At 59.6% G+C, this 13,900-nt stretch carries 10 protein-coding genes; 9 read left to right on the top strand and 1 reads right to left on the bottom strand.

What is annotated here, in order from left to right; translation table 11 throughout:
- Positions 1-19 precede the first annotated feature (19 nt).
- From KGA82_RS17320 to KGA82_RS17295, 6 genes are all read left to right on the top strand, one after another.
- Positions 20-1,477 (top strand): serralysin family metalloprotease, encoded by a 1,458-nt coding sequence (locus KGA82_RS17320; RefSeq protein ID WP_223434323.1) that lies wholly within the window; start codon positions 20-22, stop codon positions 1,475-1,477.
- Positions 1,478-1,550: 73 nt separating this feature from the next.
- Positions 1,551-1,937: an AprI/Inh family metalloprotease inhibitor gene (locus KGA82_RS17315; protein ID WP_032832867.1), complete on the top strand. Its 387-nt coding sequence runs from the start codon at positions 1,551-1,553 to the stop codon at positions 1,935-1,937.
- Positions 1,938-2,017: 80 nt separating this feature from the next.
- Positions 2,018-3,784 carry a type I secretion system permease/ATPase gene (locus KGA82_RS17310; RefSeq protein ID WP_223451494.1) on the top strand — a complete coding sequence of 589 codons (1,767 nt, stop codon included), beginning with the start codon at positions 2,018-2,020 and terminating at the stop codon, positions 3,782-3,784.
- A complete protein-coding gene (locus KGA82_RS17305) occupies positions 3,781-5,115 on the top strand; it encodes an HlyD family type I secretion periplasmic adaptor subunit (RefSeq protein ID WP_223451492.1) in 1,335 nt (444 codons plus the stop codon). The genes KGA82_RS17310 and KGA82_RS17305 overlap by 4 nt, the downstream gene beginning before the upstream one ends.
- 2 nt (positions 5,116-5,117) lie before the next feature.
- On the top strand, positions 5,118-6,494 hold the full coding sequence (locus KGA82_RS17300) for a TolC family outer membrane protein (protein ID WP_192227160.1): 1,377 nt from the start codon (positions 5,118-5,120) through the stop codon (positions 6,492-6,494).
- A 27-nt stretch (positions 6,495-6,521) separates the two neighbouring features.
- Positions 6,522-8,369, top strand: a complete 1,848-nt coding sequence (locus KGA82_RS17295; RefSeq protein ID WP_223451490.1) for a polyurethanase — start codon at positions 6,522-6,524, stop codon at positions 8,367-8,369.
- Positions 8,370-8,468: 99 nt separating this feature from the next.
- On the opposite strand, the gene KGA82_RS17290 is transcribed toward KGA82_RS17295, so the two are convergent.
- A complete protein-coding gene (locus tag KGA82_RS17290) occupies positions 8,469-8,693 on the bottom strand; it encodes a YgdI/YgdR family lipoprotein (RefSeq protein WP_008026328.1) in 225 nt (74 codons plus the stop codon).
- Positions 8,694-8,913: 220 nt separating this feature from the next.
- Here KGA82_RS17290 and KGA82_RS17285 point away from each other — a divergent pair, with 220 nt between their 5' ends.
- The 3 genes from KGA82_RS17285 (at position 8,914) to KGA82_RS17275 (ending at position 13,879) form a co-directional block, all read left to right on the top strand.
- Positions 8,914-10,566, top strand: a complete 1,653-nt coding sequence (locus tag KGA82_RS17285; RefSeq protein ID WP_411737414.1) for a VRR-NUC domain-containing protein — start codon at positions 8,914-8,916, stop codon at positions 10,564-10,566.
- Positions 10,563-12,842 carry an ATP-dependent DNA helicase gene (locus KGA82_RS17280; RefSeq protein WP_223451488.1) on the top strand — a complete coding sequence of 760 codons (2,280 nt, stop codon included), beginning with the start codon at positions 10,563-10,565 and terminating at the stop codon, positions 12,840-12,842. Before KGA82_RS17285 ends, KGA82_RS17280 begins: the two co-directional genes overlap by 4 nt.
- A gap of 128 nt (positions 12,843-12,970) precedes the next feature.
- Positions 12,971-13,879: a zeta toxin family protein gene (locus tag KGA82_RS17275; protein ID WP_223451486.1), complete on the top strand. Its 909-nt coding sequence runs from the start codon at positions 12,971-12,973 to the stop codon at positions 13,877-13,879.
- Positions 13,880-13,900 lie beyond the last annotated feature (21 nt).

The raw sequence follows: 13,900 nt of genomic DNA, 5'->3' as shown, positions 1-13,900 counted from the left end.
AAAACAAGGAAGTGTGTTTATGTCGAAAGTAAAAGACAGCGCTATTGATTCCGCTGAACAGGCATTCCAGCCATTTCAAGCCTTGGCGGCTCCCAGTTCTGCGTTCAACCAGATCAATAGTTTCAGCCATCAGTATGACCGTGGCGGCAATCTGACGGTCAATGGCAAACCCTCGTTTTCCGTCGATCAGGCAGCCACCCAATTGCTGCGCGACGGAGCTGCCTACCAGGACAAGGACGGCAGCGGCAAAATCGAACTGACCTACACGTTCCTGACCTCGGCCTCGTCGAGCACCATGAACAAGCACGGGATTACCGGGTTCAGTCAGTTCAGTGCCCAGCAGAAAGGCCAGACCGTGCTCGCCCTGCAATCCTGGGCCGACGTCGCCAATGTCACCTTCACGGAAAAGGCCACCGGCGGCGACGGTCACATGACCTTCGGCAACTACAGCGGCGGCCAGGACGGCGCAGCGGCATTCGCTTATTTGCCTGGCACGGGCGCAGGTTACGACGGGACTTCCTGGTACCTGATCAACAGCAGCTACACACCCAACAAGACCCCGGACCTGAACAACTACGGCCGGCAAACCCTGACCCACGAAATCGGGCACACCCTTGGTCTGGCTCACCCCGGCGACTACAACGCCGGTGAAGGCGCACCGACCTACAACGACGCGTCCTACGGGCAAGACACCCGCGGCTACAGCGTCATGAGTTACTGGAGTGAAAGCAACACCAGCCAGAACTTCAGCAAGGGCGGCGTCGAAGCTTATGCGTCGGGCCCGTTGATCGACGATATCGCGGCCATCCAGAAACTCTACGGCGCCAACACCACCACTCGCACCGGTGACACCACTTACGGCTTCAACTCCAACACCGGTCGCGATTTCCTGAGTGCGTCTTCGTCGGCGGACAAGGTCGTGTTTTCGGTGTGGGACGCGGGCGGCAAGGACACCCTGGATTTCTCCGGGTTTACCCAAAACCAGAAGATCAACCTCAATGAGACCTCGTTCTCCGACGTTGGCGGCCTGGTGGGTAACGTGTCCATCGCCAAGGGCGTCACCGTCGAAAACGCCATTGGCGGTTCGGGCAATGATTTGCTGATCGGTAACGGCGTCTCCAACGAGCTGAAGGGTGGTGCCGGCAACGACATCCTTTACGGCGCGGGCGGTGCGGACAAGTTGTGGGGCGGCACCGGTTCGGACACCTTCGTGTTCGCCGCCAGCAGCGACTCCAAACCGGGTGCAGTCGACCAGATCCTCGATTTTGTCAGCGGCCTCGACAAGATCGACCTGACCGGCATCACCAACGGTGCAGGCCTGCATTTCGTGAGCGCATTCACGGGTGCGGCGGGCGATGCCGTGCTGACGACCTCAGGTGGTAACAGCCTGCTGTCGGTGGACTTCTCCGGGCATGGCGTGGCGGACTTCCTGGTCAGCACCGTCGGCCAGGCGGCGTACTCGGACATCGTGGCCTGATTAAAGGCAAAAGGAGGGCGGCGCCGATGCGCCGCCCTTTGTCACTTGAGCCACGACCCTGAGTGAAACGCCTATGATTTGTAACGCTTTTACCTGCAAAACAAACGTGTGGCTGTTAGCCGCGCTCATGATGTTTTTTGGAGATGTAGCCATGGCAAGCAGCCTGAAGTTGGCAGACCCGTCGGAGCTGGCGGGAAAATGGCGGGTGACGCAGCAAGACAACCCGTCGAACGTTTGCCCCCTCGAATTCAAAGCCAACCAGACGTTGGGCGACGGCACCGAGTGCCTCGTCGAATGGCTGGAGGAACAACCGGTCGGCTGGTTCCCTGAGCCTGACGGCATCGCGCTCACCGGCAAGGAAGGGTCGAAGATTGTGTTTTTCAGTCGTCAGCGCGACGGGCTGTATCGAGGCACTTCAAAGTCCGGGCTGATCATAATACTTGAGCACCCGCTTGATTAATCGAGATGCGCCAAGTTGTTATTAAAGTGTAAGTAACGACCTCGTCAGGCAGGCGAGGGATAACACCTCAGGAAGAGCCCATGAAGATGGCGAATAACCCGGTTTCCACGCCGTTAATAAGGGCGCTGGGTGATTACAAGAGCATTCTGATCAGCGTCGGTTGTTTTACGGCGCTAATCAACACTCTGATGTTAGTGCCCTCTATTTATATGCTCCAGGTCTATGATCGGGTGCTGTCATCGCAAAATGAAACCACGCTGGCCATGTTGTCGCTGATGGTCGTGGGGTTCTTTGCGTTTATCGGCTTGCTGGAGATTATTCGCAGTTTTATCGTCATTCGTATCGGCAGCCAACTGGAGCGCCGCTTCAACCTGCGGGTTTATCAGGCCGCTTTCGAGCGCAATTTGTTCAGGGGCGAAGGCAACGCCGGGCAGTCGCTGGGGGATTTGACTCACATTCGCCAGTTCGTGACCGGCCCGGCGCTGTTCGCCTTCTTCGATGCCCCCTGGTTCCCGGTGTACTTGCTCGTGATCTATCTGTTCAACGTCTGGCTCGGCGTGTTTGCCACGGCGGGCGCGGTAGTGCTGATCGGGCTGGCGTGCCTCAATGAGGCCATGACCAAAAAGCCTTTGGGAGAAGCGGCGGTTTTCTCCCAGAAGTCCAGCCAGATGGCCACCAGTCACCTGCATAACGCTGAAACCATTCAAGCCATGGGCATGCTCGGCGCCTTGCGTCATCGCTGGTTCCAGGTGCATTCGCGTTTCCTCGGCCAGCAGAACAAGGCCAGCGACACTGGCGCGGTCATCAGTTCCCTGAGCAAAACCCTGCGTCTGTGCCTGCAATCCCTCGTATTGGGGCTGGGCGCGCTGCTGGTGATCAAGGGCGACATGACCGCCGGGATGATGATTGCCGGTTCGATCTTGATGGGCCGCGTCCTGAGCCCCATCGATCAACTGATCGCGGTCTGGAAACAGTGGAGCGGCGCCAAGCTCGCTTACCGCCGTCTCGATGCGCTGCTGCAAGCCTTCCCGCCGAGCGACGACGTCATGGCGCTGCCGGCACCGAAGGGCCACATCCGTTTCGAACAGGTCAGCGCCGGTCCTCCCGGGCAGCGTGCTGCGACGTTGCACCTGGTCAATTTCAGCCTGGATGCCGGCGAAGTGCTCGGCGTGCTGGGCGCTTCCGGCTCCGGCAAATCGACCCTGGCCCGAGTGCTGGTCGGCGTCTGGCCGACCCTTGGTGGCACGGTGCGCCTCGACGGTGCCGATATTCATCGCTGGAATCGCGACGAGCTCGGTCCCTACATCGGTTATCTGCCGCAAGACATCGAACTGTTCAGCGGCAGCATCGCGCAAAACATCGCCCGGTTCCGTGAGGCCGATCCGCAAACCGTCGTCGCCGCCGCGCAACAGGCGGGTGTGCATGAACTGATCCTGCGCATGCCTCAGGGTTACGACACGCTGCTCGGCGAGGACGGCAGTGGTTTGTCCGGCGGTCAGAAGCAGCGCGTGGCACTGGCGCGTGCCTTGTACGGCAAGCCGAGCCTGGTGGTGCTGGACGAACCGAACTCCAACCTCGACACCGTCGGCGAAGCAGCATTGGCCAGTGCCATTGCGCAGATGAAGGCCCAGGGCACCAGCGTGATCCTGGTGACTCACCGCTCTTCGGCGCTGGCCCAGGCCGACAAGTTGCTGGTGCTCAACGACGGTCGTTTGCAAGCGTTCGGCCCGAGCCAGGACGTGCTCAAGGCGCTTTCCGGCGCCCAGGAACAAAAGCCTGCGCAGGCACCGGGTGGGTTGAGCATGAGCCGGCAGTATCAGCCCTCGACAAGGAGTTCGGGTGTATGAGCAACCTTAGCGAAGCCAACATGGAACACGACTACGTCGCCGAACGCCCCGAGCGCGATGCGCGTTTTTTTGCGCGCATGGGCTGGATTCTGGCCATTGTCGGCGCCGGCAGTTTCTTCACTTGGGCCAGTCTGGCGCCGCTCGACCAAGGCATTCCGGTGCAAGGCACCGTGGTGGTCTCGGGCAAGCGCAAAGCGGTGCAATCGATGAGCAGCGGGGTGGTCAGCCGGATTCTGGTGCGCGAAGGGCAAGTGGTGAAGCAGGGTCAGCCGCTGTTTCAACTCGACCAGACCCAAGTCGCCGCTGACGTGCAATCCCTGCAAGCGCAATACCGCATGGCCTGGGCCAGCCTGGCGCGTTGGCAAAGCGAACGGGACAACCTCAAACAAGTGAGTTTTCCCGCCGAACTGAGTAACGATCCCGACCCGCGTCTGGCGCTGGTACTGGAAGGCCAGCGGCAGTTGTTCAGCAGCCGCCGTGAAGCGTTTTCCCGCGAGCAGGCTGCCTTGCGCGCCAGCATCGAAGGCGCTGGCGCGCAACTGGCCGGCATGCGCCGCGCACGCTCGGACTTGACCGCCCAAGCCAGTTCCCTGCAACAGCAACTGAGCAACCTTCAGCCGCTGGCGGACAACGGCTACATCCCGCGAAATCGGCTGATGGAATACCAGCGCCAACTGTCGCAGGTGCAACAACAATTGGCAGAAAACACCGGTGAAAGCGGCCGGGTGGAGCAGGGCATCCTCGAATCGCGGCTGAAACTGCAACAACACATCGAGGAGTACCAGAAAGAAGTCCGCACCCAGCTGGCCGACGCGCAGCTCAAAAGCGTGACGCTGGAGGAGCAACTGACCTCCGCCGGTTTCGACTTGCAGCACAGCGAAATCATCGCCACCGCCGACGGCATCGCGGTCAACCTTGGGGTGCATACCGAAGGCGCGGTGGTGCGCCAGGGCGAAACCCTGCTGGAAATCGTTCCGCAGGGCACTCGCCTGGAAGTCGAAGGGCATCTGCCGATCAACCTGATCGACAAGGTCGGTACGCACTTGCCGGTGGACATTTTGTTCACCGCGTTCAACCAGAGCCGCACGCCACGGGTTCCCGGCGAAGTCAGCCTGATTTCCGCCGACCAGATGGTCGATGAGAAAACCGGCGCTCCGTATTACGTACTGCGCAGCAGCGTCAGCGAACACGCCATGGAAAAACTCAACGGCCTGGTGATCAAGCCCGGCATGCCCGCGGAAATGTTCGTGCGCACTGGCGAGCGTTCGCTCCTCAACTATCTGTTCAAGCCGCTGCTCGACCGGGCAGGTTCCGCGTTGACCGAGGAATAAGGATGTTGCGCTGTATGAATAAGCTGTCTGTGTTTGCGGCGAGCCTTGTGCTGCTGACCTGTAACCCGACCATGGCCATGGGACCGTTCGACCTTTACGAGCAAGCGTTGCGCAATGATCCGGTGTTCCTCGGCGCGATCAAGGAGCGCGACGCCGGCCTTGAAAACCGCGCGATCGGCCGCGCCGGGCTGCTGCCGAAACTGGGTTACAACTACAACAAGGGCCGCAACACCTCCAAGGTCACTTACCTCAACGAGCGCGGGCAAAACCAGAGCGATGACCGCAACTACAGCAGTTACGGTTCGTCGTTGACCCTGCAACAACCGTTGCTGGACTACGAGGCCTACGCGACGTACCGCAAAGGCGTGGCGCAGTCGCTGTTCGCCGATGAGAACTTTCGCGGCAAGAGTCAGCAATTGCTGGTGCGGGTGCTGGAGAACTACACCCAGGCGCTGTTCGCCCAGGACCAGATCGACATCGCCCAGGCCAGGAAAAAAGCCTTCGAGCAACAGTTCCGGCAGAACGAGCAATTGTTCCGTCAGGGCGAGGGCACGCGCACCGACATCCTCGAAGCCGAGTCACGCTACGAGCTGGCAATCGCCGAAGAAATCGAAGCCCGCAACGAGCAGGACGCGTCCCTGCGGGAACTGGGCGCGCTGATCGGCGTGCCGGCCGTCGACATCAGCGATCTCGCGCCGCTGGATCAGCAGTTCCAGACCTTCACCCTGCAACCGGCCAATTACGACACCTGGCATGAGATGGCGGTCGCCAACAATCCGGCCCTGGCCTCGCAACGTCAGGCACTGGAAGTGGCGCGCTACGAGGTGGAGCGCAATCGCGCCGGGCACCTGCCCAAAGTCAGCGCCTACGCAACGGTGCGCCAGAACGAATCGGAAAGCGGCAACACCTACAACCAGCGCTACGACACCAACACTATCGGCATCGAGGTCAACGTCCCGCTGTACGCCGGTGGCGGTGTCTCGGCGTCGACCCGTCAGGCCAGCCGCGCCATGGAGCAGGCCGAATACGAACTGGACGGCAAGACGCGGGAAACCCTGATCGAGTTGCGTCGCCAGTTCAGCGCGTGCCTGTCGGGGGTGAACAAGCTGCGGGCCTATCAGAAAGCACTGACGTCCGCCGAAGCGCTGGTGGTGTCGACCCGGCAAAGCATTCTCGGCGGTGAGCGGGTCAACCTCGACGCGCTGAACGCCGAACAGCAGCTCTACACCACACGCCGCGATCTGGCGCAGAGCCGCTACGACTATTTGATGGCATGGACCAAGTTGCATTACTACGCCGGCACCTTGAACGAGCAAGACCTGGCCAAGGTTGACGAAGCATTTGGGCAAGGCCCGAAGGAACGCCGGAAAGATCTCTGACAATTCCAACAAAAGAGAGGCTTTACCATGGGTGTGTACGACTACAAAAACTTCGGCACAGCAGATTCAAAGGCGTTGTTCACCGACGCCATGGCAATCACGCTGTACTCCTATCACAACCTCGATAACGGCTTTGCCACCGGTTATCAGCACAATGGCTTCGGCCTGGGTTTGCCGGCAACGCTGGTGACCGCGTTGATTGGCGGTACTGACTCCCAGGGCGTGATTCCCGGCGTGCCGTGGAACCCGGATTCGGAAAAAGCCGCGCTGGCGGCGGTGCAGAAAGCCGGCTGGACGCCGATCACCGCTGCGCAGTTGGGTTACGACGGCAAGGTTGATGCACGCGGAACGTTCTTCGGCGAAAAGGCCGGGTACACCAGCGCCCAAGTGGAAATCCTCGGCAAGTACGATGCGCAGGGCCATCTCAGCGAAATCGGTGTGGCCTTTCGCGGCACCAGTGGACCTCGGGAAAGCCTGATCAGCGATTCGATCGCCGACGTGATCAACGACGTGCTGGCAGCGTTGGGGCCCAAGGATTACGCGAAAAACTACGTGGGCGAGGCCTTCGGCGACTTGCTTGCCGATGTTGCCGCGTTTGCCCGGGCCAATGGCTTGTCGGGCAAGGACGTGCTGGTCAGTGGCCACAGCCTTGGCGGCCTGGCGGTCAATAGCCTGGCGGACCTGAGCAACGACAAGTGGGCCGGGTTCTACAAGGATGCCAACTACATCGCCTACGCCTCACCGACGCAAAGCAGTACCGATAAAGTGCTGAACGTCGGTTATGAGAATGACCCGGTGTTCCGCGCACTCGACGGCTCGTCCTTCAACCTGTCGTCGCTGGGCGTACACGATGCGCATCAGGATTCGGCGACCAACAATATTGTCAGCTTCAACGATCATTACGCCTCGACGGCGTGGAATGTGCTGCCGTATTCCATCCTCAATATTCCGACCTGGATTTCCCACCTGCCCACGGGGTATGGCGATGGCATGACGCGGGTGCTGGAGTCGAAGTTCTACGACCTCACCAGCAAGGACTCGACCGTCATTGTTGCCAACCTCTCTGACCCGGCGCGCAGCAGCACCTGGGTTCAGGATCTCAATCGCAACGCCGAAACCCACAAGGGCAGCACCTTCATCATTGGCAGCGACGGCAACGACCTGATCCAGGGCGGCAAGGGCAACGATTACCTGGAAGGCCGCGACGGCAACGACACCTTCCGCGACGGCGGCGGCTACAACATCGTGCTGGGGGGCAAGGGCAGTAACGTGCTGGATCTGCAGCAGTCAGTGAAAAACTTCGATTTCGCCAATGACGGCGCGGGAAATCTGTACATCCGCGATGCGCAGGGCGGCATCAGCATCACCCGCGACATCGGCAGCATTGTCACGAAGGAGCCGGGGTTCCTCTGGGGGCTGTTCAAGGATGACGTGACCCACAAGGTCACCGCCAACGGCCTTGCGGTGGGCAATGACCTGACGCAGTACGCGTCCACGCTGAAGGGCGGAGCGGGAGCCGATACGTTGAAGGCGCATCCCGGCGGTGATTGGTTGTTTGGTCTGGACGGCAACGACCATCTGGTGGGCGGCCAAGGCAACGACGTGTTGGTGGGCGGGGCAGGAAATGACCTGATGGAGGCGGGTGGCGGGATCGATACGTTCCTGTTCAGTGGCGCGTTTGGCCAGGATCGGATCGTGGGTTATCAGGCGAACGACAAACTGGTGTTTCTCGGGGTTCAGGGTGTGGCGCCGAATGAGGACATACGCACCCATGCCACGGTTGTGGGGCAAGACACGGTGCTGACGTTTGGTGGTGATTCGGTGACGTTGGTCGGGGTTGGGCTGGATAGCCTGGCGAATGTCGTCATCGCCTGAAGGTGATGTGGCGCCGGTAAGGGCCTCATCGCTGGCAAGCCAGCTCCTACAAGATTCCTGTAGGAGCCGGCTTGCCGGCGATGAACGATAACGCGGTCTTCAGTCTTCCTTGCGAACCGTGGCCACGTCATTAACCTTGACCTTCACTTTCGCCCCGGAAATATCTTCGAACTCGTAAAAGCCTTCTTTGGTATTGGCTTTTGGCATGTCCTTGGTCAAATATTGAGTGCCGTTCTGCAGTGTCACCACCGTTGGCGTCGAGCAACCGGCCAGGGCCAGAAGGGCTGCCGCTACCAGTGGCAAACCCAGCGTCTTGATATTCATAACCACCTCTCATCCTCCAAAAATCAGCGCGACTGCTTCAAATCCTTCAATCGCCGCTGCACTTCTACCGCCGTTGGTGCGACGGATCCGCAGAAAGTTCGACGGCCACCCAAAAAAACCGGATCGCGCCGCCGCTTATCCTTTTCCGTTTGCACCGGACGGGTCGTAGCTGGTATCTGTACGCATAACCAGTACTCGTTCACCACGGCCCTGTTTCCCTGTGACCACAAATCCCCTCGACGATCCGTTCTATTACTTGAATAACTTCATGCAAGTGCTTGATTGGCTTGAACATCGTTATGCCGATGTATTGAGTGTCGAGGAGCAATGCTTCATCCGTGAGTTCAATCGACTGCCCCGGGAACCCCGTGCGCTCCTGGTCCGGATGGTCATGCGCAAGGGCGTTCACTTCCGGGCGAGCAAACTGCATTACGTCGAGATCGGCGACATTGCCATGGCCGCTGAGCCGTTGTTGGCCCAGGGTTGGATCGATGAGCAGGCGCCGCTGCCGCTCGACGTGGTGTTCGAGGCGTTGCTCAAGGCCGAAATCCTTCAATGTTTTGGTGCCGCCATCGATCAGCCAAAAGGGAAAAAGTCCGACTGGCTGCCTGCATTGAGCGAACGGTTTCCCGAGGTACAACCCTTCAATCAGTGGTGCGCGCCACTGAATGATCGGTTGTTCAGCCTGACTATCATGGGCTTGTGTGATCGCCTGCGCCTGATGTTTTTCGGCAACCTTTACCAGGACTGGTCGGAGTTCGTGCTTACCGACCTTGGCATTTTTACCTATGAAAAAGTCGAGTTCTGCGCCGAATCACGCGGCTTGCGCAGTCGCGAGGACGTGGACGCCTGCCTGTTTCTCCATGACTGTCAGCAGCAGTTCGAGGCCGGTGAAGCGGTGGCGACGGTTGTCGGGCAGATTAACGGGCTGGCGCTGAGCAATCCCTGGCTGCAAAAACGGCGCAGCAAATTGCTGTTCCAGATCGGTCAGCACTGCGAACGCGTGGCGGATTTTGCCAATGCCCTGGGCATATACCGCGAGTGCGCCTGGCCTGGCGCACGGTCGCGGTTGATTCGTGTGCTGGAGCGCTGCGGCGAGTATCAGTTGGCCATGGACCTGGCCGTTGCTGCCGGGCAATCGCCGGAAAGCGCCGCCGAACAACAGCAATTACTGCGAGTGGTGCCCAGGCTGCGGCGCAAACTCGGCGGGCCGGCAGTGAAACGACCCTCTCCACGGGAAATGCAGCGTCTCGATCTGCAACTGCCCAGAACCGACCCGATGCTGTCGGTGGAGTTTTACGTTCAGGCGCATCTGGCGGAGGAGTCGGCGCCGGTGCATTACGTCGAAAACAGCCTGATCAACTCGTTGTTCGGGTTGCTGTGCTGGCCGGCAATCTTTGCCCCGTTACCGGGGGCGTTTTTCCACCCGTTCCAGCGCGGGCCGGCAGATTTGCTCAATGAAGACTTCCAGGCGCGCCGGGCCGATCTGTTTCAGGCCTGCCTCGCCGAACTGGATGACGGGCGTTACCGCCAGACCATCCGTGAGCGGTACGCCGCCAAGTGGGGCGTGCAGTCGCCTTTCGTGTTCTGGGGCGCGTTGAGCGAGCCACTGCTTGAACAGGCCCTGGACTGCCTGCCCGCCGAGCACCTCAAACACTGGTTCAACCGCCTGCTGCTGGACATCAAGGCCAACCGCGCCGGCATGCCGGACCTGATCCAGTTCTGGCCGCAGCACAAGACCTACCGCATGATCGAAGTCAAAGGCCCCGGTGATCGCCTGCAGGACAACCAGTTGCGCTGGCTCGAGTTCTGCCATGAACACCAGATGCCGATTGCTGTTTGCTACGTGCAGTGGGCGGAGCAGGGCGCTTGAGCTACAGCATTGCGGTGCGGGCGTTGTGTGAATTCACCGCCAAGGTCGGGGACCTCGACCTGCGCTTCACGCCCTCGCCGACGGCACTGGAAGGGATCGTCGGCCACCGTACGGTGGCGTCCCGGCGTAGCGAGGGTTACCAGAGTGAGGTCGCGCTTGAAGGTCTGTACCAGACGTTGAAGGTCAAGGGCAGGGCGGATGGCTACGACCCGGCGCAAAACTGCCTGGAGGAAGTCAAAACCTATCGCGGGGACTTGAGCAAACAACCGGCCAACCATCGTCAACTGCATTGGGCGCAGGCCAAGGTCTATGGCTGGTTGATGTGCCAGAAACTGGGCCTGGCGCAGATCAACCTGGCGCTGGTGTATTTCGACATCGTCAGCGAAAAGGAAACCTGCCTGGTCGAGGCCTTCAGCGCTGAGGAACTGCAGGTGTTCTTCGAGCACCATTGCCGACTGTTCCTGCATTGGGCCGAACAGGAAATGGCCCATCGCGAGGCGCGCAACGGCGCGGCGCAGCAACTGGCGTTTCCCCATGCCGGTTTTCGTCCGGGCCAACGGCATCTGGCCGAGTCGGTGTTCAAGGCGGTCAGCACCGGCCGCTGCCTGATGGCGCAGGCGCCGACCGGCATCGGCAAGACGCTTGGCACGCTGTTTCCGATGCTCAAGGCGCTGGCGCCGCAGCAACTGGACAAGGTGTTCTTTCTTACGGCAAAAACGCCGGGGCGCAAACTGGCGCTCGATGCTGCGCAGGTGATCCTCGACAGCGCGGATGCGCCGCCGCTGCGGGTTCTGGAGATGATCGCCCGGGACAAGGCCTGTGAACATCCGGACAAAGCCTGCCACGGCGAATCCTGCCCATTGGCCCAAGGCTTCTATGATCGCTTGCCGGCCGCGCGCCAGGCCGCCAGCGAGCTGTCACTGTTGAACCAGAATGCCTTGCGCGAGGTGGCCGTGAAACATGCGGTGTGCCCGTATTACCTGAGCCAGGAAATGGCCCGCTGGTCAGACGTGGTGGTCGCCGACTACAACTATTATTTCGATTTCAGTGCGCTGCTGTTCGGGCTGGCCCAGGCCAATAACTGGAAAGTCGCGGTGCTGGTGGACGAAGCCCACAACCTGGTGGAGCGCGGCCGGCAGATGTACAGCGCCGGTCTCGACCAGTCGGCCCTCAACGGCGTGCGTAAAACCGCGCCCGAGCCGTTGAAAAAATCCCTGCAACGGGTCAATCGTGAGTGGAACGCCCTGCATAACCTGCAACTTGGTGCGTATCAGGCCTACGACAAGCCTCCGGAAAAACTGCTTCAGGCGCTGTCCTCGTGCAGTGCGAGCATTGGCGATTACCTCAATGATCACCCGCAGGGCCTGGACAGTGCATTGCAGACGTTTTATTTCGACATGCTGCAATTCTGCCGCGTTGCCGAACTCTTCGATGAACAGTTTCTATTCGACATCAGCAAGCGGGACCTCGAGCGCAAAAAGTCGCTCTCGCAACTGTGCCTGCGCAACGTGGTGCCTGCCGGTTTCATCCGCCCGCGCCTGACGGCCGCACGCAGTACCGTGCTGTTTTCCGCGACGTTGAGCCCGCGTCATTACTATGGGGATCTCCTCGGGACGCCGGCGAACACGGTGTGGATCGATGTCGAATCACCGTTTCACGCTGACCAGTTGAAGGTCCATATCGTCAGTCAGATCTCTACGCGGTTCGTCCATCGACAGTCGTCCCTGGCGCCGATCGTCGAGCTGATTGCCCGGCAGTTCAGTCAACGCCCCGGCAACTACCTGGCGTTTTTCAGCAGCTTCGATTACTTGCAGCAAGTGGCGCAGTTGCTGGCCGAAAAACACCCGCACATCACTGTGTGGGCGCAATCGCGGGGCATGGGAGAGGCCCGGCGACAGGATTTTCTCGATCAATTCACCGCAGACAGCCAGGGAGTCGGCTTCGCAGTGCTGGGCGGGGCATTTGGCGAAGGCATCGACTTGCCCGGCGCGCGGTTGATCGGTGCATTTATCGCCACCTTGGGCCTGGCGCAACTCAATCCGGTCAATGAACAGTTGAAACATCGCATGGCGGCGATTTTCGGTGCCGGTTACGACTACACCTACCTGTTTCCCGGCGTGCAGAAAGTGGTGCAGGCTGCAGGGCGAGTGATCCGCACCCAGCAGGATGAGGGGGTGGTGATGTTGATCGATGACCGGTTTGGCGACAGCAAGGTCAAGCAACTGCTGCCGCGCTGGTGGTCGGTTGCTCCGGCGATTTCGCTCTCGGCTGAGTAGGATTTTTTACCTTAAAAAACATCGACATACCTTGAAAAACACAGACATTTGAACAAGTGGCGAATGCCCGCTTTATTCATAGAGGCAATCATCACTTTCAAGCCAGTCTTTGATAAGGAAATCAAGGTATGTCAGCAGCACCGAACTATACGTACACCCAAGAGCAGGTCACGGCCGCATTCGATGAAATAAAAACTACGCTGTTCAGCGGCATTACGGCCGAGGCAACCCCGAAAATGCTGATCGTTGCCGGCCTGCAGGGATCTGGCAAAACGTATCTGCTTGAAAAAAGTCTTCTGCCTTCGGGCCGCTACAAAAACTACGTGCGGCTATACCTGCCGGAATACCGGAAAAAACACCCTCACTACGCTGAGATGATCAAGCTTGGCGTTCTGCATGCGTATGAGCATACAGAGGCGTTTGTACGTGAGGTCAGCGCGATGATCTTTACGCAGGCATTTGTCGGCAAATACAACATCGTCATGGAGTGCGCATTCGACAGCCTCGATTTCGCGGCTTTTCCGCCGACGGCAACAGCCGCCGGTTATCAGTTCGAGACTCATATCGTTGGCTGCACCCAAGAGTTCGCTCACGTGTCGAGCATCAAGAGAGCACTCAACAGCCTCGAAAACCAGGAAATGGAAAGATTTCTGACGGGATCAACACTGGCTGCCAGCATGGGGTATGCACAAGCGATCATCCTGGCCATCGAGACGGCCTCGAAAGCGATCAGCGGTTCGCAAATCACTGTGTACGAACGCGGATTCGGCGTGTTGAAAGAGCGAGCGATACGGGCTCAGAGCACTTACACCCTGGATGCCGACGGCTCGCTGACCAAAACGACAACCCTGAGGCATTTTGAGCACATCGTTTACTCGCGGATTATTGATAACCCTGTTTTTGCGGTGAATGGTCACCACGAAATCATCAAGGAGTGCCATCTGGCGCTGCTCAAGATCGCGGGTCATACCCAGCATGTTCCGAGTTTCGTATACAACGATTTGTATGCCTGCATTGTCAGATACGTAAACCGATAAGACTTTGCGTCGATCGGTGCA

The sequence above is a fragment of the Pseudomonas sp. BF-RE-22 genome (assembly GCF_019956155.1).
In the GTDB taxonomy this organism is placed as follows: Bacteria; Pseudomonadota; Gammaproteobacteria; order Pseudomonadales; family Pseudomonadaceae; genus Aquipseudomonas; species Aquipseudomonas migulae.
The sequence above is the reverse complement of the archived record's forward strand: the minus strand, read 5'-3'. Positions and strand labels throughout refer to the sequence as shown.

What these genes read in the sequence shown, in the direction of transcription:
- KGA82_RS17320 (WP_223434323.1), top strand. Translation starts at nt 20, where the DNA reads ATGTCGAAAGTAAAAGACAGCGCTATTGATTCCGCTGAACAGGCATTC.
- KGA82_RS17315 (WP_032832867.1), top strand. Translation starts at nt 1,551, where the DNA reads ATGATTTGTAACGCTTTTACCTGCAAAACAAACGTGTGGCTGTTAGCC.
- KGA82_RS17310 (WP_223451494.1), top strand. Translation starts at nt 2,018, where the DNA reads ATGAAGATGGCGAATAACCCGGTTTCCACGCCGTTAATAAGGGCGCTG.
- KGA82_RS17305 (WP_223451492.1), top strand. Translation starts at nt 3,781, where the DNA reads ATGAGCAACCTTAGCGAAGCCAACATGGAACACGACTACGTCGCCGAA.
- KGA82_RS17300 (WP_192227160.1), top strand. Translation starts at nt 5,118, where the DNA reads ATGTTGCGCTGTATGAATAAGCTGTCTGTGTTTGCGGCGAGCCTTGTG.
- KGA82_RS17295 (WP_223451490.1), top strand. Translation starts at nt 6,522, where the DNA reads ATGGGTGTGTACGACTACAAAAACTTCGGCACAGCAGATTCAAAGGCG.
- KGA82_RS17290 (WP_008026328.1), bottom strand. Translation starts at nt 8,693, where the DNA reads ATGAATATCAAGACGCTGGGTTTGCCACTGGTAGCGGCAGCCCTTCTG.
- KGA82_RS17275 (WP_223451486.1), top strand. Translation starts at nt 12,971, where the DNA reads ATGTCAGCAGCACCGAACTATACGTACACCCAAGAGCAGGTCACGGCC.